The organism is Mesorhizobium sp. M3A.F.Ca.ET.080.04.2.1 (assembly GCF_003952525.1).
Taxonomy (GTDB): Bacteria; Pseudomonadota; Alphaproteobacteria; order Rhizobiales; family Rhizobiaceae; genus Mesorhizobium.
Genome location: NZ_CP034451.1, coordinates 4,854,831 through 4,872,247 on the forward strand (window position 1 = coordinate 4,854,831; position 17,417 = coordinate 4,872,247).

Here is a 17,417-nt window from a genome sequence, read left to right on the forward strand (position 1 = left end):
GCGTGTCGCGATGTCACGCAGCGGACCGCAAAGCCGGGCCCATTTTCCCCTGCCTTGAAACCGCTTTCAGCACGGTCTAGTGGCATGGCCATGACAACAGCCAAGGAAATTCAGCCGGTCCGCGTCGCCGCGCTTTACAGGTTTGCCCGACTTGAGGGCCTCGAGGCCTTGCGCGCGCCGCTTGCGGCCTTCTGCTGCGGCCGCGGCATCAAAGGCACGCTGCTGTTGGCGCATGAGGGCATCAACGGCACGGTCGCAGGCAGCGAAGACGCGATCGCCGCCTTGATCGACCACCTTCAGGCGATCGAAGCGCTGGCCGGCCTGGAGGTCAAATACAGCGGCGCGGCCGAGATGCCCTTCCATCGCATGAAGGTTCGGCTGAAGCGCGAGATCGTCACCATGGGCATAGACGATATCGATCCTGCGACAAGCGCCGGCACCTATGTCGCGCCGGCGGACTGGAATGCGCTGATCTCGGATACGGATACGCTGGTGATCGACACGCGCAATGCCTACGAGGTATCGATCGGTACATTCAAGGGCGCGATCGATCCGAAAACCGCCAGCTTTCGTGAATTTCCGGCCTGGGTGGAACAGCACCGAGAGGAACTCGAGGGCCGCAAGGTCGCGATGTTCTGCACCGGAGGGATACGCTGCGAGAAGGCCACGGCCTATGTGAAGTCTCTCGGCTTTCAGAACGTCTTTCATCTCAAGGGCGGCATCCTGAAATATCTCGAAGACGTACCCGCCGCCGAAAGCCTGTGGCAGGGGGAGTGCTTCGTCTTCGACGAGCGGGTGTCCGTGTCGCATGGCTTGGCCGAGGGCGAGGCCGAACTCTGCCGCGCCTGCCGGCATCCGCTCACCGTCGAGGACCGGCTTTCGCCGCGCTATGCCGCCGGCATTTCCTGTCCGCATTGCTTCGAGACGCGTTCGGACGAGGACCGCGCCCGCTATGCCGAGCGTCATCGCCAGGTGGAAATGGCTCAAGCGCGCGGCGGCAGGCGTCACATCGGAAGCTGAGCGCCGCAGTTTCACCAAAACGCTTCCCGTCATTGTAATGTCAAAGCCTGAAGCCTACCTCTTGCCGGTCCGACACCCCGCCCGGCGTATTCGGCCGGGCCAATTCTGGAGGCATTGATGCTCGACCCCAAGAAGCTGCTCGACGATCTTCTCGGCTCGCAAGTTCCTGGCACGGGATCGACGGTCCGCGACAAGGCGGGGCAGGCGGTGCAGATGGCAAAGGACAATCCGCTGGCCGCCGGCGCGCTGGCCGCCGTGCTGCTCGGCACAGGCGCCGGCCGGGAAGTGACGGGTGCCGCCATCAAGCTCGGCGGACTGGCCGCTATCGGCGGCCTCGCCTACAAGGCCTACCAGAACTACAAAAGCGGACAGCAACCGGCCCAGGCACCGGCAGCCGGCGAGCCCGAACTGCTGCCGCCGCCGGCCGATACCGCTTTCCATCCCTCGCAGGCGCCGCAGGGCGAGGACGAGTTCACCCTGACCCTGGTGCGGGCGATGATCTCGGCGGCAAAGGCCGATGGTCACATAGACGACGAGGAGCGGCAAAAGATTGCCGACAAGCTCAAGCTTGCCGGCATCGGCGCGGAAGCGGAAAAGTTCCTGATGGACGAGCTCGAGCGCCCGCTCGACCTCGACACGCTGGTCGCAAGCGCCAAGACCGACGCACAGAAGCTCGAACTTTATACCGCCTCGCGCCTCACCATCGATCCCGATACCCGCACCGAGCGCGGCTATCTCGACCTGCTCGCTGGCCGCCTCGGCCTGCCGGACGCGCTGGTCGACCATGTCGAGGCGACAGTGGCGGCTGCCAAGGTGCCGGCGGGAACCTCGCCCAATCCGCGCTGGTAGCCCAGCTTGGTAAACGCTGGAGGAGCGCCTTTTCCGGTCGTTAAGCCTTGGTTAACCCCGCAAGCGCATCATTCTAACCAGTCGGACCGGCTTTCCTCCTCCCAAGCACGGTTCAGATCAGGGCGGTCGACAATGACCGCCCTTTTTGTCGGCCCCTGTCGACAACAGCTGCTTGCCACGGCCCGCGTCATTTGCGATGCCACACGTTCTTCCAGCAATGACCCGGGAGCACGTCGATGACCGCCATGCCAGAGAAGACCGCTATCGTCACCGGCGCCGGCACCGGCATCGGCAAGAGCGTCGCCACGGCGCTGCTTACGGCTGGCTGGAACACGGTGTTCTGCGGCCGCCGCAAGCAGGTGCTCGAACACGCGATCGCCGAGGCGGGGAAGACAGAGGCCAAGGCGCTGGCCGTTGCCTGCGACATCAGCAAGGCCGACCAGGTCGATGACATGTTCGAGACCGTGCTGGAGGCTTTCGGGCGCGTCGACCTGCTCTTCAACAATGCGGGCATGGGCTACAAATCGACGCCGATCGACGAAATCCCGGTCGAGGTCTGGAACGATATCGTCGGCGTCAACCTCACGGGCTCGTTCCTGTGCGCCCGCGCCGCCTTCGGCGCCATGCGCCGGCAAAAGCCGATGGGCGGCCGCATCATCAACAACGGCTCGGTCTCGGCCTATGCGCCCCGGCCGGGCTCGGTGCCCTATACCGCGACCAAGCACGCCATCACCGGGCTGACCAAGACACTGGCGCTCGACGGCCGGCCCTATGACATCGCGTGCGGCCAGATCGACATCGGCAATGCGCTGACCGACATGGCGCAGGCGATGACGGTCGGCGTGCCGCAAGCCAACGGCTCCATCGCGGCCGAGGCGGTGATGGATGTGCAGCGCGTCGCCGACGCCGTGCTCCACATGGCGAGCCTGCCGCTCGACGCCAATGTGCTGTTCATGACGGTGATGGCGACGAAGATGCCCTTCGTCGGGCGCGGATAGCGACCCGGCGCTTATTTCTTCAGGAAGGCCTCGATCCGCTCCAGCGCGCGCAGGATGTTCTCCTCGGAATTGGCATAGGAGAGCCTGACATAGCCTTCGCCGAGAATGCCGAAATCGGGACCGCCGATCAGCGCCACGCCGGCCTCCTCGAGCAATGCCGCGGCAAGCTTCTTCGCCTTCCAGCCGGTCTTCGACACGTTGGGGAAGGCATAGAAGGCGCCCTTGGGCGTGATGCAGGAAACGCCGGGCAGCGCATTCAGCCCCTCGACGACGATCTTCCTGCGGTTGTCGAAGGCGCGCATCATCTTCTCGACATCGTCCTGTGGGCCGTCGATTGCGGCGATACCGGCATACTGGCTCGGCGCGTTGACGCAGGACCAGCAATTGACCGCGAGCTTGCGAACCTTGTCGTAGAGGTGGGCGCCCTTCTCGCCGTTCGGCCAGATCGACCAGCCCATGCGCCAGCCGGTCATCGCCCAGGTCTTCGACCAGCCGTTGAGGACGATCAGCCTGTCGCGGATTTCCGGAAAACCAAGCAGCGAGCAATGCATCTCGCCGTCATAGGTCATGACATCGTAGATTTCGTCGGAAAGGATGGCGACTTGGCGGTGCTTCTCCAGCCCCTTGACCAGCTTCTCGATCTCGGCGCGCGGCGTCACGCCGCCGGTCGGGTTGGCCGGCGAATTGAGGATCAGCAGCCTGGTGTTCGGCGTGATCAGCGAGAGCGTCTCCTCGGCCGAGAAGGCGAAGCCGTTCTCCTCGCGGATCGGCACCGGCACAGGAGCCGCCCCCGTGAACTCGATCATCGAGCGGTAGATGGGAAAGCCGGGATCGGGATAGAGGATCTCGGCGCCCGGTTCGCCGAACATCAGGATCGCGGCAAACATGGTCGGCTTGCCGCCGGGCAGGATCATCACGTTCTCGGGCGACACCTCGACGCCGGTGGTGGTCAGCGTTCGGCGCGCCACCGCCTCGCGAGTGGCGAGCAGCCCGTTGGCGGGCGTGTAGCCATGATGGCCGTCGCGCAACGCCTTGACCGCCGCCTCGACGATATGCTGCGGCGTCTTGAAGTCCGGTTGGCCGATGCCCAGGTTGATGATGTCGCGGCCCTGCTGTGCCAAGGCCGTGGCGCGCGCGAGCACCGCGAACGCGTTTTCCTCGCCGAGACGGTCGAAGGCCGCAATCGTGTGGAGCATTTTTCCCGTCCCTGTGGTTCTTTCTGTGAGCGAACGTTTTTGTGAGCGTCCGCTGGCAAATGTCAAACGGATTGGAGTTCCCGGTGCCCGAAAACCTCAAGGATTGGCAGCCGCGCCCGCGCCCTGAGCGCAAGGCGCTGGAGGGTCGCTATGTCAGGCTCGAGCCATTGAGCGCTGCAAGGCATGGCGACGGGCTGTACGAAGCCTCGTCGGTGCCCGATGCCGGGGGCCGCTTCGCCTGGCTGCCGGATTATCCGCCGGAAACCAGAGCTGCGTTCCAGCCCTGGCTGGACAAGGTCGAGGCGAGCGAGGATCCGCTGTTCTTCACCGTCATCGACAAGGCAAGCGGCAAGGTCGCCGGCCGCCAGACGCTGATGCGCATCGATGCCGGCAACGGCGTCATCGAGATCGGCAACATCTATTGGGGGCCGCTGATCTCGCGCAAGCCGGCGGCGACCGAGGCCCAGTTCCTGTTCACCAAATATGCTTTCGACGAACTCGGCTATCGTCGCTACGAATGGAAATGCAACAACCGCAACGAGCCGTCGAAGCGGGCGGCTGAGCGTTTCGGCTTCAAGTTCGAAGGCATCTTCCGCCAGCATCTTGTGGTAAAAGGCGAAAACCGCGATACGGCGTGGTATTCGATCATCGACAAGGAGTGGCCGGCGTTGCGCAAAGCCTATGAGGCCTGGCTCGATCCGGCGAATTTCGACGGCGATGGCCAGCAGAGGCGGCGGCTCGAAGATTTCCGCGCCGGGCTCGGGGCGTAACAGGAGTTCGGCGATGGCGCACGACGATGAACGACATGACCACGCCCCACATGACAATGACCACGCCTCACATGACCACGCCTCACATGGGCACGGCCATGGGGCCGGTCACGTGCATGGCGCGGCCGACAAGAAGCGGGTGCTGATCGCTGCTTGCCTGACGGGCGGCTTCATGGTTGCCGAGGCGCTGGGAGGCCTGCTGACGGGATCGCTGGCGCTGCTTGCCGATGCCGGCCACATGCTGGCGGACGCCATCGCGCTCGGCCTCGCCTGGTACGCCTTCCATCTCGCTGGACGTCCGGCGACGGGGCGTCTCACCTACGGGTTCGCGCGGGTCAAGACTCTGGTCGCCTACACCAACGGCGTCGCCATCTTCGCCATCGCGCTGTGGATCGTCTATGAAGCGTGGGGGCGGCTGATCCATCCCGCGCCAGTCTTGGGCGGGCCGATGCTGGTGGTGGCGCTCGCCGGCCTGCTGGTCAACATCGCCTGCTTCTTCGTGCTGCATGGCGGCGATCGCGAAAGCCTCAACATGCGCGGCGCAATACTGCACGTGCTGGGCGACCTGCTGGGATCGGCCGCGGCAATCGCGGCAGCCCTGATCATCCTGGCGACCGGCTGGACGCCGATCGACCCGATCCTTTCCGTGCTGGTTTCACTGCTGATCCTGTCGACGGCATGGTCGCTGATGCGCGAGGCCGCCCATGTGCTGCTAGAGGGCGTGCCGGCAAGCCTCGACAGGGATTTGATCGCCAAGGATCTGGAAGGCGCCGTCAATGGCGTGCGCGAGGTGCATCACATGCATGTCTGGTCGCTCGACGGAACCAGCAACATGGCGACGCTGCATGCCTGCCTGAACGATGGTGTCGACGCCTACGCCGCCGTCAGCGCCATCAAGAAGCGGCTTGCGGCCATGCACGGCATCGATCATGCCACGGTGGAGCCTGAGTTTGGCCAATGCACCGACAGCCATGACGAGCACGGCCACCATCATGACCTCGACCATTCCCATGATGCGCCACGCGATCGACGCCACTATCACTGATGCCCAATTCCATGATGATGCCGAACGGCCTCGAAGCGAGGAGCGCCTGCTGATGGATCGCGAGACGCGAAACGCGGCGATCGCCGCTGGCTTGATACTGCTGCTGTTTGGCCTTGCCGCCTATTTCCTGCCGACTGTCATGCTGGCCGCCGGAAAAGTATCAACGGTCCTTGCGGCTGTCATCGCCGCAATCTTCATGGTGGGGCTATTCGTGGTTCTGTGGCTGCGCGGGCGCAGCCAGCGCAAGAAGGGTCTTTGACATGAGAATTCTGATCACGGGCGCGGCCGGCATGGTCGGCCGCAAGCTGACCGCGCGGCTGGCCAGGGACGGGATGCTGCGCGGGCGCAAGATATCGGCTCTCGACCTGCACGATATCGTGCCGCCGCAGGCGCCGGCGATCGAAGGCGTGGATGTCTCAATTCACACCGGCGATCTCGCGGCAGCGGGCGCGGCGACAAGCCTTGTCGCCTCACGCCCGGACGTGATCTTCCACCTTGCGGGTGTTGTCTCGGGCGAGGCCGAGGCCAATTTCGACCTCGGCTACCGGGTCAATCTCGACGGCACGCGCGCGCTCTATGACGCCGTGCGGCTGGCGGCGTTTGCGCCGCGCCTGGTCTTCACCTCGTCGATCGCCGTGTTCGGGGCGCCGTTCCCGGACGTCATCCCGGACGAGTTCCACCCGACGCCGCTCACCTCCTACGGCACGCAGAAGCTGATCGGCGAGGCGCTGCTTGCCGACTATACGCGGCGCGGCTTCTTCGACGGCGTCGGCATCCGGCTGCCGACGATCTGCGTGCGTCCGGGCAAGCCCAACAAGGCCGCTTCCAGCTTCTTCTCCGGCATCATCCGTGAGCCGCTCAGCGGCCAGGAAGCGATCCTGCCGGTGCCGCGCTCGGTGCTGCATACGCATGCCAGCCCGCGCTCGGCGGTGAACTTCCTGATCCATGCGGCCGAGATCGACGGCGATGCGGTCGGGCCGCGCCGCAACCTCACCATGCCGGGTGTCGCGGTGACGGTCGGCGAGCAGATCGAGGCGCTGGAGCGCATCGCCGGAGCCGAGGTGGTGAAGCGGATCCGCGAGCAGCCCGACGAGACGGTCTGGGCGATCGTGAAAGGCTGGCCGACGCGATTCGAGGCGCGGCGTTCGCGGGAACTGGGTTTTGTCGCCGAGAAGAATTTCGACGAGATCATCCGCGCCCATATCGAGGACGAGCTGAGCGGGGAGATCGGCTAGCTAAAGCGGAGTCGCAGCGTCCGTGTGTTCAGGCGCCGCCGCTAAGGCTCGCCGACAAGAGCAGCAGCCCGACCATGAAGATGAAGGCGGCGCCGCCGATCTCGACGATCGAATGGATGCGGTTGCCAAGGCGTCCCTCGCCGGCGAAATAGACGGCCCAGTTCTTGGCCGTCACGGCGAGCGTCGCGAGGGCCGAAACGGTAATCGCGGTGCCGATCGACATCGCCAGCACCGACAGCAGGCCGCCCATCCAAAGCCCGTTGAGCAGCGCGAAGCTCAGCACGATCAGCGCACCGGAGCAGGGACGGATGCCGACGGCCGCCACCGCCGACCAGGCCGTGCGCCAGTCGAAGCGGTCGCCCGAAAGCAGCGCCGGGTCCGGCGCGTGCGAATGGCCGCAGGTGTCGCAGACCTCGCCGGGACCATGGTCATGATGATGACCAGCATGATCGTGTGCGGAATTGTCGTGATGGTGGTGCGCGCTGCGGTCATGGACCTCGTGACTGTGCGCATGCCCTGCATGATCATGGTCGTGATGCGCGTGCAAGGCATGGACATGGGCCGCATGCGCATGCGCGTGCGAAGGGCCTGCATGCGAGTGCCCGGCGTGCGTGTGCCCAGCATGCGAATGGCCGGCATGGGCGGCCGACAGGCTGTGGGCGTGGCGGGCGCCGAACAGGCGCAGGATGGCCGGGCCCGCCTTGCGCCAGAGCAGCCAGGCGCCGAAGAGGGTCACCAGCACATAGCTCGAGATTTCGAGGAACCACGCCGCATCGGTCATCGACACCGCGGTGCCGCGCAGCACGAAATAGGCAAGCACCATGACGACGACCGCCGTGAGACCCTGCAGCAATGCGGAGACGAAGGACAGCATGATGCCGCGCTTCAGCGCCACTTCGTTGGCGACCATGTAGGAGGAGATCACCGCCTTGCCGTGGCCAGGCCCGGCGGCGTGGAAGATGCCATAGGCGAACGAAAGGCCGACCAGCAGCCACAGCTTGCTGCCGTCCTGGCGCATCGCCTTCATGGCGGCGGCAAGCGAATGATAGAATTCCTGTTGCTTGAGATTGATCCACATCAGGACATGGGCGAACGGACCGGTGGTGCTGGGAGCCATCCCGTCATTGGTGCCGATGCCGAGCGAGCTCTGAGCGTGGGCGACGCCGGCAGTATGCGTCATCACCAGGGTGGCGGCCGCAAGGCCGACTGCCAAGCGCAGCGATGGTCTCATCACCGGGTCATCCTTCTGGCTGGCAGTTCAGTTCGAGCTTGGTGGCGAAGATCTTGCTCATGTCGGTGCCGGTCGGATCGTTGAAGAAGGCTTCTGTCAGGGTCTTTTGGTTTTCCTTTATCGCTTCGTCGGGATCGGGACGGACGACCTTCTTGGTGCAGGTAGATGGCAGGCCCTCCACAGTGAGGTTGGCGTCGTCGGTGAAGTCGATCGCGGTATAGAAGGTCGGATCGTAGACGCCGATGTCGATCTTGCCGGCGAGCTTGATCGGCGTCTTCGGCTCGGATTCGAACAGGATGATCAGCTGGTCATTGTCGAAATTGGCCATCAGATGCGGCGGCGGAACCATCGGCACGTCCTTGCCGTCCTGGGTGACAAGCTGGAAATAGTTGAACTCGGCAAGCGAGGAATGGACGGTGTCGGCCACTTGCTTGAGCTCGTTGTCGTCAAGCTTCAGATCGGAGTTCTTGTCGAACTCCATCATCACCGTACTCGAAAAAAGGTCGTCGAAACGCCAGAGATGGCGCAACGCTTTCACAGTTTGGTGATCTTCACCCAGAATGACGTCGAGGCGGGCTTCGGCAAAGACATGCGGATGCACCTCGGCAGGTTCGACCGTGGTGAATGTTGCGGCAATGGCCGAAGCCAGCATGGCTGCGTGCCGTTTCAAGTTCATTCTGGCTGCGATTCCATCGATTTCGGAGGTGGCCCCGAGAGTTATCAGAAAGCGGGCGAAATTGGGACGTGCCGCCAAAGCGTGTCGCGCGAAACGGATTCAGCCGGCGCGCTCTTACGCTGCAGACTTCTGGGCGACATGCATCACGCGCCGTCGCGGGTCCTGAACCAGTGCACCAGGAAATCAACGAAGACACGCACCTTGGCAGGCAGATAGCGGCGGTGCGGGTAGACGGCGAAGATGCCGCTGCCCGACAGGATGCGATCGTCGAGAACGCTGACCAGCCGGCCGGCCTCGATGTCGGGAGCAGCGATGAAATCGGGCAGGATGGTGAACCCCAGCCCCGACACGGCAGCAGCCCGAGCCGCCATCGGGCTGTTGACTTCGATCGGGCCGGAGACGGTCACGCTCACCGTATCCTCGCCGTCACCTTTGAAGCGCCAGTTGGCGAGCGAGCGGCCATTGGTGTCGACGATGCAAGGCATGCTGGCGAGATCCTGGGGGCGCGTCGGCTTGCCATGCCTTGCAAGGAACTCCGGCGACCCGCAGAGCCTGACCGAGAACGGCGCCAGGCGCCTGGCGATCAGCGACGAATTCTCCAGCCGCGAAATGCGCACGGCAAGGTCGAAGCCCTCCTCGACAAGGTCGACGAAGCGGTCGTCGAGATGGATGTCGAGCACGATGTCGGGATGCTGCTTGGCAAAGTCGATCAGCGACTGGCCGATCGGCGCATCGGCGAAGGTGCGGGCCGCGGAAAGCTTGATCCTGCCGCGCACGTCGCCGGAGGATTCGCGCACGGCATCGGCCAGGCTGTCGACCTCGCGCACGATTTCCGAGGCGCGCTGATAGTAGGTGTGGCCGGCCTCGGTCATCGAGAACTGCCGCGTGGTGCGGTTCAGAAGCAGCGCGCCAAGCTCGTCCTCCAATTCCCGCACATATTTCGACAGCAGCGCCTTCGAGCGGCCGATCTTGCGCGCGGCGGCCGAGAAACCTTCCGCCTCGACCACGTCGATGAAGGCGCGCATGCGGGTCAATGTGTCCATGGCTCAGGCCTTTCGCGCCGCCTCGAGAAGTTTGCGGCCGAGCCGTATCAAGGCCATGTCGCTGCCGGAAGGGCCTAGCAGCGACAGACCGAATGGCGCGCCGTCGACAGACCCGAGCGGCAGCGTGATCTGTGGGAAGCCGGACAGGCCGGAGAGGCAAAGAAGATGCAGCGCCCGCTCACGATAGGCCTGCAACTGGTCCGGCGAATTGCCGATGAGCGGGGCCGCGCCCGGAACCGTCGGCAGCACGAGAAAGCTATTGGCGCCGAGCAGATCGGCGAGCTCGGAGCGGAAGGCCAGCCGACGAGCGGTCTCGGTCTCGACAGTCTTGGCGTCGATCGCGCGGCCGAAAGCGAAGCGCTCGTCGACTCCGAGGCCCAGCCCACGATCGCCGCTCGAAATCCACTCGCCATGCACCTGCCAGGCTTCAAAAGCCTGCAGCCGGCGAAAGCACCAATAGAGCTCGTCTGGCGAGGAGGCGAATTGACGATCGACGGCCTCCGTTTCGCCGAAGACGTCGGCTGCTCGCGCCTTCATCGTCCCATATTCGCCGGTTTCGGCCGGACCGGCGACGAAGGCGTCCAGCCAGCCGATCGACAATGGACGATCGAGCGCCTGCTGATGCGGATCGGCCCCCAGCAGGAGCTTGCCGACCCTCTCATAAATATCGATGTCGCGCGCGAACCAGCCGAATGTGTCGAAGCTGGGGGCAAGTTTCATCGCACCGTCGAGCGAGATGCGGCCGTGCGTTGCGCGCAGTCCGATCAAGCCGCAGAAGCTGGCCGGCGCTCGGATCGAGCCGCCGGTGTCGGAGCCAACGGCGATATCGGCGAGCCCGCCCGCCACTGCCGCAGCCGAGCCCGACGACGAGCCGCCGGTGACGCGCTCGGGCGCGGCCGGGTTCACCGGGAAGGGGAAATGCGCATTCTGGCCCATCAGCGAGAAGGCAAGCTCGTCGGTCTGCGTCTTGCCGACGAATCGCGCGCCGGCATCGAGAATCACCTGCACGGCGGCCGCCGTCTGGCTGGCGGCGGCAGCATCCTCGAACTTACGCGGGTTGCCGCAGCCGGTCCGGAAGCCGGCGACGTCGTAGATGTCCTTGATGGCCAGGCGCAGGCCGGCAAGCGGACCAGATTCCGCATTGATTACGGGTAGTTGGCCTAAATCGAGGAAGGCGTTCAGTGGGCCATGAGTTGTTGGCATCGTTCGATTTCCGGATACGGTGTCCCAAAGATTGTTCGATGCCGCAAATTTTACAACCGGCGCCTACGATTTTTATTGATTGTGAAAACCTTCGCTCTTATATCGCGGTTGCCCAAAGTCGCACGTGCCTGTGGGTGTCCGCCGATCCTCGAATGGTGAGGGCAATCGGTAAGGTAACTGGAGCCAACCACTCCAGTCGGTCAGTGGCCAACCACAAGATCGAGGACACCTTGAAGCAACGACGGTGCGGGCCTTTCTGGTTCTCTTCCGGTTGTCCAAAGACCGGGGTTACTAAAGAGGCACACCTTCATTGCCGGCAGTGCGGACGGGTTCTCCCATCCAAGCCAAGGCAGACAAAGCGAACCGAGGCCGGGCAAGGCCAAGGTTCACCGCCGCGAGACGGCGATCCGTGGTTCCGGGGTCTCCACCGGCTGGTTCCATGGATTTTCCGTCCCGCCTTTGTCCACCGCGAGTTCGCGAGGCCGAGCGCCCGCGTCCCGCAGCCTTTGTGCGCGCCGCAAGGCGCAGATGGAGAGACTTTGATGGCAACCCAGCGCATCCTCGACTTTCTCGCCACCCGACGTCCCAACGGCCCCTGCCTCGTCGTCGATCTCGACGTCGTGCGCGACAATTTCCGCGCCTTCCAGAAGGCGTTGCCCGATTCCAGGATCTACTATGCGGTGAAGGCAAATCCGGCACCGGAGATCCTGCGCCTGCTTGCTTCGATGGGCTCGTCCTTCGACACCGCATCCGTTGCCGAGGTCGAGATGGCGATGGATGCCGGCGCGCCGGCGGACCGCATTTCCTTCGGCAACACCATCAAGAAGGAACGCGACATCCTGCGCGCCTATCAGCTGGGCATCCGCCTCTATGCGGTGGATTGCGTCGAGGAGGTGGAGAAGATCGCTCGCGTCGCGCCGGGCTCGCGCGTGTTCTGTCGCGTGCTCACCGACGGCGAGGGCGCCGAATGGCCGCTGTCGCGCAAGTTCGGCTGCGTGCCGGCGATGGCGGTGGATGTGCTTCGCCACGCCAAGGGGCTGGGACTCGACGCCTACGGCGTGTCGTTCCATGTCGGCTCGCAGCAGACGGATCTGACGGCCTGGGATCGCGCGCTGGGCGATGCCAAGAAGGTGTTCGCGACGCTCGCCGAGGAAGGCATCGTGTTGAAGATGGTCAACATGGGCGGAGGCTTCCCGACCCGTTACCTGAAGGACGTGCCGGTGGCACAGGCCTATGGCCAGGCGATCTTCTCGGCGCTGCGCAAGCATTTCGGCAACGCGCTGCCGGAGACGATCATCGAGCCGGGCCGCGGCATGGTCGGCAACGCCGGCGTCATCAAGTCGGAAGTTGTGCTGATCTCGAAGAAGGCCGACAACGACAACGTGCGCTGGGTGTTCCTCGACATCGGCAAGTTCGGCGGCCTCGCCGAGACCATGGACGAGGCGATCCGCTATCCGATCGTCACTCGCCATGACGGCTCGGAGACCGCGCCTTGCGTGCTCGCCGGTCCGACCTGCGACTCGGCCGACGTGATGTACGAGAAGACGCCTTATCCGCTGCCCTTGTCGCTGACCATCGGCGACGAGGTGCTGATCGAGGGCACCGGCGCCTACACCACGACCTATTCGTCGGTGGCGTTCAACGGCTTCGAGCCTCTCCGATCCTACGTGATCTGAAGGCGCAAGCCTTCAGATCATCCGGTGCGGGCGAATTCACCGCCCGCTCCGGCTCGCTTGTGGAACAGATCTCCGCCGGTGAAGGATCGCGGATATGGACGTTGCAGATTTCATAGTTGAGAATTCCGTGCGCTGGGTAGTCTCTCCCCTCGAGGGAGAGATTGCCGCGCATCGGCCCGAGGGGGTCGGTTTGACCCGACTCGGCCGCCTGCGGCAGATGGACAGGGGCGCTCCACGCGCGGCGACCCCCTCAGTCGACTTCGGCGACATTTCTCACTCGAGCGGCGAGATTGCCCGCGCGTTTTCGATTGTTGCCGAAGGCATCGCCGACGTGGCGGCGCGCGAGCTTCTGCTCGACCGGGCCATGGGGCCGAAGCGCAAGAAGAAGTCGTCCGAGAAGCTGCGGCGCGGCCGGCGGCCGTCGGAAGGCCTCGCCTTTGTGGCACGCGATCTGTCGGGCGCGATCGTGGGGACCGTGCGGCTCTGGGACATCACGCTTGGCGAGAATGGTCCGGCAGCGCTCCTGCTTGGCCCGCTCGCCGTCGAGCCGACGTCCAAGAACGCCGGCATCGGCTCGGCGCTGATGCAGCACGCAATCGCCGAGGCGGCGCGGCTCGGCCATGGCGCGATCCTGCTCGTCGGCGATGCGCCCTATTACGGGCGGTTCGGCTTCTCGGCCGATCGCACCGGCTCCCTTGCGATGCCTGGCCCTTACGAGCGGCACCGGTTGCTTGCGCTGGAATTGAAGGAAGGTGCGCTGAACGGCGTCAAGGGCACGATCAGGGCGGCGGGCCGCAAGATCAAGGGGCGGGCGCTGGGCTTCGCCGCCTGACGCGGAACGAACTCGTCACCTGGTGCTGCCGATGCGGCGTCTCGCGGCGCCGCATCGCGCCAACTTCTTATGGTCGATCAGCCGAGCAGCTGGCTGAGCGCCATGGCGACCGTCATGTCGCCCTCGACCTTCAGCTTGCCGGCCATGAAGGCCATGGTCGGGTTGAGGTCACCGGCGATCAGCGAGTCGAGGTCCTCGAGCGAAAGCTTGACCGTGCAATCGGTCGGGGCGTCGGTCGTCGAGACTGTGGCGCCGTCGATGACGATGACACCGTCGCTGCCGGTGTCGAACTTGACCGAATGCTCGAACCCCGCGCTCGCCACGCGCGACCTGATGCTTTCGGCAATCTCCTGAACGCCCATGGCGGTTCTCCTATTCATTGCATTGAAGCGCATCGGCGCTTTCTCGGCCGAGCCGCATGTCGCGACCACGGTCGCTGCCGCATATAGCTTCGGATTGACGTTTACGTCAACGCGGTCGCCATGCGCCATGTCGCGCCGCCGCGCGAAGGACGCTTTAGGCCTTTATTCTGATGCATGTCGTTGTCCCAGAACCGTTGCACACTTCTGGGCCACATGCATCGCGCGATCAATGCTCGGTCTTGAATGCCTTGGTCATTTCCTGCGCGGTTTCACCGGCGCCCTTGCGGCGGCGCAGGGCGTTGTCGCGGATCTCGTCCTTGGACAGGAAATTGACCTGGTCGATCAGCACCTCATGCACCAGTTCGACGCCGACGCGGGCGTTGATGGTGTCGCGAAGGGCCTTGCGGAAGGCATCGAGATCGATCGTGTCCTTCTTGGTGAAGTCGATCTGCGGGTTGGAGTAGAGGTAGGAATAGACCTGGTCGGTGATCAGCGCGGGCGCCGGGATCGACAGCTTCTTTATCTGGTCCGGCTCCACCGTGTAGACCAGCTTGGTCAGGAAGTATCCGTCGATCCTGGCGTTGCGGATCAGCGGCACCGAGATGATGTCGGTCTTGACGTAGTCGAGACCGCCCAGCATCGGCTTCGGCGGTTCGCCGACGCCTCGCTCGCTCGCCGCCTGGAACGAGAAGAAGACTGCGCCGAGCGTCACGGCGCAGATCCACAGCGCGGCGGCGATGAACTTGATCATGCTTTATCGGTCTGTCTGAGCATGATGCCTGTCCAAGGACCGGCAGCACTTTTTGCCCACGCAGTCCAGCGGTCCGGGATCATGTTCTTGCCCATCCGAACTCGCTGGCGGAGTAGGTGCCGTCGGCATCGGCGCGCTGGATGGCGTTCTTCAGCAGCGTGGCGACCTCGTTGACGGCGTTGAGGTGGGCAAGGATCGCGGCCTCGTTCTTGGCCAGCTTCTGGCGCAGCCTCGACAGACCCTCGCGATGCTGCTCGAGGAATTCGATCTCGTTGGCGCCCTTCAAGGCGCGGGTCAGTTCGTAAAGATAGCGGCTCTTGCGCGCATTCGAAGCCTTCAGGTCGTAACTGGTCCCACTGCGGATGCCGGCCGTCTCCTCATCCACCGCTTCCTCGATGCGGCCGATGATGGCGGCGAGGTTGCCCGGCCGCGCGAAGGCGGCCGGCGTTTCCGGCGCGCCGGTCCGTGCAGGCAGATAGGAATAGTCCGATTGTTCGGCCATGTATGTCCCTAGATATTGATGTCAGTCTTTGTTGCCGCGTCGTCGCCGGTCATCGACCGCGCGGCCTTGCGCTCGAGTTCCTCGAGCATCGAGATAGACAGTCTGGTTTGCTGGTCGATCTCCGTCTTCTGCGGCCCGCCGGAAACCGGGCCGACCGGCACCTTGCGCTGTCCGTCGAGATAGTGGTCGGTCAGCATCGATTTCGCGATGCCGATGCCGCCGCGCGCCGCCATGACATTGGCGAGCTGTTCCGATAGTTGCGATTTCCACATGTCGCCGGCCAGGCCCTTGCCGTAAACGCCCTCGACATCCTTAGGCATCATGTTCTGGATGAAGGTCTGCAGCACCATCGCCTCGAAGCGCTGGAATTTCTTCGCAGGGTTTGCCGCTTCGGCCTTGTCGGCCGTCGCGCGCGACAGCAGCGAACCGGCATCAACGGATGCGGTCTGGTCAACCGAGAACGGTCCCGCCGCAGCGCCAACGCGCTTCGCGAGCGCCGCACGCGCAGCCTCGACATCGGCCGGCTCGGCGGCGCGCGCAACGTCCATCACGATGTCGCTGGGGGGTGAGATCGCCAAGAAGGGTCCGCCTTTTGCCGCGCTTTGGTATCTGCACAATGGCTCAACAAGCTTGTGGCAGGCTTGCGAGGAGCGGAAAGGCGGCAGGCACACTCTGCTGTAAGAATCACAAGCGGCGGCCCCGCTTGGGATCTCCTTCTATGTCGCGGCCGAACCCGGTCCTGCTTGGGCCATGGCCGAGTCCGCTTCGTTTCGATCCCGCCGATGACCGAACGCATCAATGTGGTGACATGGATAGTATTTCATATTGAAAGCCGCGGGAGCGTCTGAACGCGGCCGAAGCCCATCCTGCACGGCCTTGGCTTTCCGCTCATAGCTCAAGTGTTATTTTCCGACGTTGTAATATGTTAGCGACCGTGCCCCGCTGCCGGCCAGATTTGGCGCTTTAGAAACCGCTCATTAACTCGGCCCGCTCATCCTTAAAGCCACGCATTGGAGACCTCGATTGTGAAACGCGATGTCGCGCTGTTCGCATTTTTGCTGTCGCTTGCCTGCCCATTTGCCGCGCAGGCCGGGACGATGATGGAGACCAGCGGCGAGGTGTTCGCACCGCCCGCCTTCTATTCGTTTTGCAGCCGCCAACCCGGCCTGTGCAGCACGGCGGGCGAGAAAAAGGTCGTCACGCTGCGGCCTGGGCTGAGCGCGCAATTGAACCAGGTGAACCGCTCGGTCAATTCACGCATCACCGAGCTAAGCGACCAAGCCACAGTGGGCAAGGACGACGAGTGGCGCGTGCCGACCGTTTCCGGCGATTGCGAGGATATCGCGATCTTGAAGAAGCTTGAGCTGATGAAGCGCGGCTGGCCGCCCTCGGCGCTGCTGCTTACCGTGGCAAGCCGTCACGGCGAAGGGCACACGGTGCTGACGGTGCGCACCAGCGAAGGCGATCTGGTGCTCGACAATCTCACGAACTCCGTTCGCGACTGGGCCAGCACGCCTTACAGCTATTTCGCTCGACAGGCGCAGGGGAATGGCAGGCGCTGGGAGCGGATCGGGGCCGCCAAGCCGGTCGGGACGACCGCGACTGGCAGCTGACGCGAGTTTTCCTCGCCGCGGTAGACCGCTTCTATTCATGTCCCCGCTTCTGGCTGATGAGGTCCAGCCGCTCGCGGTCGGTGCGCTCGCGCTCGTCGCGACGGCGAACATCCTTGTAGGCGCGCTCGACCATGTTGGTGCGTGCCGTCGCGGTGGCGATCAGCGCCGCTTCCTGGCGAGCACTCTCAAGGTTCGCCTCCTGCTGCTCCAGCGCATTGGCGATGCGGCGATGGTATAGCTCCGGAAACAGGCCGGCCAGCGAGCCGTCGGCGTCGAAACGCTCGGTAAGCTGCCTCGCCTCGGCTTCGGCCGCGGCGGCGGCCGCGAGGAAGCCGGCATGGCGGGTCTCGTGCAGCGCCTTCAATTGCTCCTGCACCAGCACCAGCTTCTTCAGGCGATCCTTGCGCGTGGTCAT

Annotated in this window: 20 protein-coding genes; 10 read left to right on the plus strand and 10 right to left on the minus strand. The window is 64.3% G+C overall.

Features of this window, described 5'->3' with window-relative positions; all coding sequences use genetic code 11:
* Positions 1-90: 90 nt before the first annotated feature.
* From EJ074_RS23125 to EJ074_RS23135, 3 genes are all read left to right on the plus strand, one after another.
* Positions 91-1,020 carry a rhodanese-related sulfurtransferase gene (locus EJ074_RS23125; RefSeq protein WP_095806474.1) on the plus strand — a complete coding sequence of 310 codons (930 nt, stop codon included), beginning with the start codon at positions 91-93 and terminating at the stop codon, positions 1,018-1,020.
* Between the two features lie 117 nt (positions 1,021-1,137).
* Positions 1,138-1,869, plus strand: a complete 732-nt coding sequence (locus tag EJ074_RS23130) for a tellurite resistance TerB family protein (RefSeq protein WP_095806274.1) — start codon at positions 1,138-1,140, stop codon at positions 1,867-1,869.
* Between the two features lie 236 nt (positions 1,870-2,105).
* Positions 2,106-2,867, plus strand: a complete 762-nt coding sequence (locus tag EJ074_RS23135; RefSeq protein WP_095806273.1) for an SDR family oxidoreductase — start codon at positions 2,106-2,108, stop codon at positions 2,865-2,867.
* An 11-nt stretch (positions 2,868-2,878) separates the two neighbouring features.
* Here EJ074_RS23135 and EJ074_RS23140 read toward each other — a convergent pair whose 3' ends face one another.
* Positions 2,879-4,063: a pyridoxal phosphate-dependent aminotransferase gene (locus EJ074_RS23140; protein WP_095806272.1), complete on the minus strand. Its 1,185-nt coding sequence runs from the start codon at positions 4,061-4,063 to the stop codon at positions 2,879-2,881.
* Positions 4,064-4,146: 83 nt separating this feature from the next.
* Between EJ074_RS23140 and EJ074_RS23145 the strand changes: the two genes are divergently transcribed.
* Genes EJ074_RS23145 through denD form a run of 4 tightly spaced genes read left to right on the plus strand, consistent with a single transcriptional unit; the run spans position 4,147 to position 7,113 of the window.
* Positions 4,147-4,833, plus strand: coding sequence for a GNAT family protein (locus EJ074_RS23145; protein WP_095806473.1), 687 nt, complete (start codon positions 4,147-4,149; stop codon positions 4,831-4,833).
* 13 nt (positions 4,834-4,846) lie between these two features.
* Positions 4,847-5,878, plus strand: a complete 1,032-nt coding sequence (locus EJ074_RS23150; protein ID WP_095806271.1) for a cation diffusion facilitator family transporter — start codon at positions 4,847-4,849, stop codon at positions 5,876-5,878.
* A gap of 52 nt (positions 5,879-5,930) precedes the next feature.
* The gene (locus EJ074_RS23155; RefSeq protein ID WP_095806472.1) at positions 5,931-6,137 is read left to right on the plus strand and encodes a hypothetical protein; all 207 of its coding nucleotides are present in this window, start codon (positions 5,931-5,933) and stop codon (positions 6,135-6,137) included.
* Position 6,138: 1 nt separating this feature from the next.
* Positions 6,139-7,113 carry a D-erythronate dehydrogenase gene (denD, locus tag EJ074_RS23160; protein ID WP_095806270.1) on the plus strand — a complete coding sequence of 325 codons (975 nt, stop codon included), beginning with the start codon at positions 6,139-6,141 and terminating at the stop codon, positions 7,111-7,113.
* Between the two features lie 28 nt (positions 7,114-7,141).
* Here the strand turns inward: denD and EJ074_RS23165 are convergent, their stop codons facing one another.
* The 4 genes from EJ074_RS23165 to EJ074_RS23180 form a co-directional block, all read right to left on the minus strand.
* The gene (locus EJ074_RS23165) at positions 7,142-8,344 is read right to left on the minus strand and encodes a nickel/cobalt transporter (RefSeq protein WP_095806269.1); all 1,203 of its coding nucleotides are present in this window, start codon (positions 8,342-8,344) and stop codon (positions 7,142-7,144) included.
* A gap of 7 nt (positions 8,345-8,351) precedes the next feature.
* Positions 8,352-9,020 carry a DUF1007 family protein gene (locus EJ074_RS23170; protein WP_095806268.1) on the minus strand — a complete coding sequence of 223 codons (669 nt, stop codon included), beginning with the start codon at positions 9,018-9,020 and terminating at the stop codon, positions 8,352-8,354.
* Positions 9,021-9,163: 143 nt separating this feature from the next.
* Complete coding sequence (locus EJ074_RS23175; protein ID WP_095806267.1) at positions 9,164-10,063, minus strand: LysR family transcriptional regulator; 900 nt, start codon at positions 10,061-10,063, stop codon at positions 9,164-9,166.
* A 3-nt stretch (positions 10,064-10,066) separates the two neighbouring features.
* On the minus strand, positions 10,067-11,266 hold the full coding sequence (locus EJ074_RS23180; protein WP_129553815.1) for an amidase: 1,200 nt from the start codon (positions 11,264-11,266) through the stop codon (positions 10,067-10,069).
* A 542-nt stretch (positions 11,267-11,808) separates the two neighbouring features.
* Here EJ074_RS23180 and odc2 point away from each other — a divergent pair.
* Both odc2 and EJ074_RS23190 read left to right on the plus strand, forming a co-directional pair.
* Entirely contained in the window at positions 11,809-12,942 is a 1,134-nt protein-coding gene (odc2, locus tag EJ074_RS23185) for an ornithine/lysine decarboxylase (protein ID WP_095806265.1), read from the plus strand.
* 217 nt (positions 12,943-13,159) lie between these two features.
* Positions 13,160-13,774 (plus strand): N-acetyltransferase, encoded by a 615-nt coding sequence (locus EJ074_RS23190; RefSeq protein WP_095806471.1) that lies wholly within the window; start codon positions 13,160-13,162, stop codon positions 13,772-13,774.
* A 77-nt stretch (positions 13,775-13,851) separates the two neighbouring features.
* Here EJ074_RS23190 and EJ074_RS23195 read toward each other — a convergent pair whose 3' ends face one another.
* The 4 genes from EJ074_RS23195 to EJ074_RS23210 all read right to left on the minus strand — a co-directional run bounded on the left by EJ074_RS23195 (position 13,852) and on the right by EJ074_RS23210 (position 15,967).
* Complete coding sequence (locus EJ074_RS23195; RefSeq protein WP_095806470.1) at positions 13,852-14,136, minus strand: SCP2 sterol-binding domain-containing protein; 285 nt, start codon at positions 14,134-14,136, stop codon at positions 13,852-13,854.
* 226 nt (positions 14,137-14,362) lie between these two features.
* Complete coding sequence (locus tag EJ074_RS23200; RefSeq protein WP_095806264.1) at positions 14,363-14,887, minus strand: hypothetical protein; 525 nt, start codon at positions 14,885-14,887, stop codon at positions 14,363-14,365.
* Between the two features lie 79 nt (positions 14,888-14,966).
* Positions 14,967-15,389, minus strand: a complete 423-nt coding sequence (locus EJ074_RS23205; RefSeq protein ID WP_095806263.1) for a hypothetical protein — start codon at positions 15,387-15,389, stop codon at positions 14,967-14,969.
* Between the two features lie 8 nt (positions 15,390-15,397).
* Positions 15,398-15,967 (minus strand): rod-binding protein, encoded by a 570-nt coding sequence (locus EJ074_RS23210; protein ID WP_245420351.1) that lies wholly within the window; start codon positions 15,965-15,967, stop codon positions 15,398-15,400.
* A 447-nt stretch (positions 15,968-16,414) separates the two neighbouring features.
* Between EJ074_RS23210 and EJ074_RS23215 the strand changes: the two genes are divergently transcribed.
* Entirely contained in the window at positions 16,415-17,002 is a 588-nt protein-coding gene (locus tag EJ074_RS23215) for a transglutaminase-like cysteine peptidase (protein ID WP_129553816.1), read from the plus strand.
* Positions 17,003-17,033: 31 nt separating this feature from the next.
* On the opposite strand, the gene EJ074_RS23220 is transcribed toward EJ074_RS23215, so the two are convergent.
* The gene (locus tag EJ074_RS23220) at positions 17,034-17,417 is read right to left on the minus strand and encodes a hypothetical protein (protein WP_095806261.1); all 384 of its coding nucleotides are present in this window, start codon (positions 17,415-17,417) and stop codon (positions 17,034-17,036) included.

Bases quoted from the DNA above. Each gene is read 5' to 3' on its own strand.
- EJ074_RS23125 (WP_095806474.1), top strand. From the start codon at position 91: ATGACAACAGCCAAGGAAATTCAGCCGGTCCGCGTCGCCGCGCTTTAC.
- EJ074_RS23130 (WP_095806274.1), top strand. From the start codon at position 1,138: ATGCTCGACCCCAAGAAGCTGCTCGACGATCTTCTCGGCTCGCAAGTT.
- EJ074_RS23135 (WP_095806273.1), top strand. From the start codon at position 2,106: ATGACCGCCATGCCAGAGAAGACCGCTATCGTCACCGGCGCCGGCACC.
- EJ074_RS23140 (WP_095806272.1), bottom strand. From the start codon at position 4,063: ATGCTCCACACGATTGCGGCCTTCGACCGTCTCGGCGAGGAAAACGCG.
- EJ074_RS23150 (WP_095806271.1), top strand. From the start codon at position 4,847: ATGGCGCACGACGATGAACGACATGACCACGCCCCACATGACAATGAC.
- EJ074_RS23155 (WP_095806472.1), top strand. From the start codon at position 5,931: ATGGATCGCGAGACGCGAAACGCGGCGATCGCCGCTGGCTTGATACTG.
- denD (WP_095806270.1), top strand. From the start codon at position 6,139: ATGAGAATTCTGATCACGGGCGCGGCCGGCATGGTCGGCCGCAAGCTG.
- EJ074_RS23165 (WP_095806269.1), bottom strand. From the start codon at position 8,344: ATGAGACCATCGCTGCGCTTGGCAGTCGGCCTTGCGGCCGCCACCCTG.
- EJ074_RS23170 (WP_095806268.1), bottom strand. From the start codon at position 9,020: ATGAACTTGAAACGGCACGCAGCCATGCTGGCTTCGGCCATTGCCGCA.
- EJ074_RS23175 (WP_095806267.1), bottom strand. From the start codon at position 10,063: ATGGACACATTGACCCGCATGCGCGCCTTCATCGACGTGGTCGAGGCG.
- EJ074_RS23180 (WP_129553815.1), bottom strand. From the start codon at position 11,266: ATGCCAACAACTCATGGCCCACTGAACGCCTTCCTCGATTTAGGCCAA.
- odc2 (WP_095806265.1), top strand. From the start codon at position 11,809: ATGGCAACCCAGCGCATCCTCGACTTTCTCGCCACCCGACGTCCCAAC.
- EJ074_RS23190 (WP_095806471.1), top strand. From the start codon at position 13,160: ATGGACAGGGGCGCTCCACGCGCGGCGACCCCCTCAGTCGACTTCGGC.
- EJ074_RS23195 (WP_095806470.1), bottom strand. From the start codon at position 14,136: ATGGGCGTTCAGGAGATTGCCGAAAGCATCAGGTCGCGCGTGGCGAGC.
- EJ074_RS23200 (WP_095806264.1), bottom strand. From the start codon at position 14,887: ATGATCAAGTTCATCGCCGCCGCGCTGTGGATCTGCGCCGTGACGCTC.
- EJ074_RS23205 (WP_095806263.1), bottom strand. From the start codon at position 15,389: ATGGCCGAACAATCGGACTATTCCTATCTGCCTGCACGGACCGGCGCG.
- EJ074_RS23220 (WP_095806261.1), bottom strand. From the start codon at position 17,417: ATGACCACGCGCAAGGATCGCCTGAAGAAGCTGGTGCTGGTGCAGGAG.